Source organism: Neisseria sp. HMSC070A01 (genome assembly GCF_001810165.1).
Taxonomy (GTDB): domain Bacteria; phylum Pseudomonadota; class Gammaproteobacteria; order Burkholderiales; family Neisseriaceae; genus Neisseria.
The window spans coordinates 1-2,043 of the sequence record NZ_KV800112.1 but is presented as its reverse complement, the minus strand read 5'-3'; the positions used below and the strand labels follow the sequence as shown (position 1 = coordinate 2,043).

The window sequence follows — 2,043 nt, the reverse complement described above, 5'->3', positions numbered from 1 at the left end:
GATCAAATTAGTTTTTCATTTCATGAGCGTACATTTTTTGATAAGTACGGCACAAGAATCAGCCTTTTAGAAGATGAAGACTTTGTAAAAGCAGCATCAATGCTGATGTATGAAATTATGGGCTTCGGCATCTACAAAGAATCAAAAGGTTCGGGTGGTCGTTTTTATGAAAGATGCTGGCTGATGGGCGATGAAGATGTACTTTATGGCCGCGTCCATTTTGGCGGACAAAATCAAACAATGCTTGTAGAGCTTACCGCAACAGGCTGTACAGCGGCAAAAAACGGCTGGGAATCCAGACTTTATGAGTTTTTGACTCAAGCGGTACGGCCAAAAATAACACGCGTTGACATTGCAAAAGACTTTTTTAACGGCGAATACAGCCCAAACCAAGCAAGAGAGGATCGAAACAAAGGTCTTTTTACCTGCCATCACGTTAAACCGAAAGGCGAATGTATCGGCTCAGACTGGGAAGAAGAAGACGAAGAAAAAATGACGAAGGGCAAAACCTACGGGATAGGCTCTCGTGAGTCCTCAAAATATGTCCGCGTCTATGAAAAAGGCAAGCAACTGGGTGACAAGTCCAGTGTTTGGACACGCTTTGAAATTGAGTTTAAGTCAAAAGATATTGTGATTCCCTTCGAAGTCCTGCAAAACCCCGGTCTTTATTTTGGCGGAGCGTATCCGATCTGTGAAAAATTTGCCAATCATGCAAGCCGTATTCAGGCGGTTGAAAAAAATAAGGTCATTTCCGCTGATAGATATGTCGAATGGGTTAAAAAACAATTTGGAAGAGCAGCCAACGGATTGAAGGCGATTTTTCCTGATCTTAAAAAAGATGAACTTTTTGAATTGATCGAACCCGATCACCAAAAACTACCAAAATCATTAAGCCTGAATAATTTTGATTGCAAACTGTCCGAAATGCTCTTTATTCATAGCGAAAAGTTGCAAGAGAATAAAGGAAAATCAGATCCATATTTTATGTATGAATATTATCTAAATATGGAAAAACAGCTTGAAAAACAAAAACATGAAGTCAATGAAGAATCGTATTTAAATCATATGTATTCGCGATATGCAAAACTGCCGATGTCATGGGCTTATTAGTCTCTGCCCGAAAAGAGGCTTAAAAAAAGGAAAAAAAGATGATTTTCACAATGCAAGGCCAAATCGTTGGCGTTAAAAAATTTAGCGGACAAATCGAAGGCAAGAACTTCGACTATTGCCGCCTGATTGTCGCGACTCCCTTAGACAGCTCCCAAGGCAACGCTTTGGGAAGCTCAGCTACGGAATACGACTTTGGCACAAGCGCAAATTTTGAACAATTTAAAACAGCACAATTCCCGATCGATGCAAATCTGAGTGTAGAAATTGTGACAACCGGCAAAACTCAAAAACTGAAAGTGCACGGTTTCCAAGCGATTAAGAAAGGTTGATTTATGCAAAAAGTCTATGTTGTTCAATCCGTATCAACAGGGGACTTTTTGTATCTGTCCCCTGAAACAGGGGATATAGGCCATACAAAACTAATAAATAACGCAGGTTTATTTGTCGATTTTGAAGAAGCAGTAAAAGCAGGTATTGAAGAAATCGGCAATCAATATGAATTTGTCGTTTTTGGATTTTTAAAAGATTGAAATTCGGTTTAAGACGGTGGCCGAAATTCAAAAAATCAATACACCGTCCTTACATTAAAGGAAAAAATCATGAACATGATTAAAAAAGCATTGGTAGCCTCATCTGTGGCCGTTATGTCCGCTCCTGTATTGGCTGAAGATCTGCTGTCAACAGCATCAACCGAAATTGGCGCATTGAAAACAGGCATTATCGCATTCGGTGTTGTTGTTGTAGGCATTGCGATTGCTATCGTGTCAATTGGTCTGGTTAAACGCGTGATCAATAAAGCATAAGGTTTGATATGGGATATCGAGTAGGCCAAATCTGTTATGGAACGCAGATAGAAGCTCAAAATCATGTGATGTCCCAAGTCATACCGACAATCGATAAAGACGGGGTGTTGAATCACCCTGTTTTTATTGG

The 2,043-nt window shown here is 39.9% G+C and carries 4 protein-coding genes; all 4 read left to right on the top strand.

What is annotated here, in order from left to right; translation table 11 throughout:
- Positions 1-1,110 (top strand): replication initiation factor domain-containing protein (locus tag HMPREF2711_RS00170; RefSeq protein WP_210396685.1); only part of this gene is annotated, 1,110 nt, incomplete at its 5' end.
- A gap of 38 nt (positions 1,111-1,148) precedes the next feature.
- Positions 1,149-1,439: a hypothetical protein gene (locus tag HMPREF2711_RS00165; protein WP_070615098.1), complete on the top strand. Its 291-nt coding sequence runs from the start codon at positions 1,149-1,151 to the stop codon at positions 1,437-1,439.
- 3 nt (positions 1,440-1,442) lie between these two features.
- On the top strand, positions 1,443-1,640 hold the full coding sequence (locus HMPREF2711_RS00160; protein WP_070615096.1) for a hypothetical protein: 198 nt from the start codon (positions 1,443-1,445) through the stop codon (positions 1,638-1,640).
- Between the two features lie 69 nt (positions 1,641-1,709).
- Positions 1,710-1,913: a hypothetical protein gene (locus HMPREF2711_RS00155; protein ID WP_070615093.1), complete on the top strand. Its 204-nt coding sequence runs from the start codon at positions 1,710-1,712 to the stop codon at positions 1,911-1,913.
- Positions 1,914-2,043 lie beyond the last annotated feature (130 nt).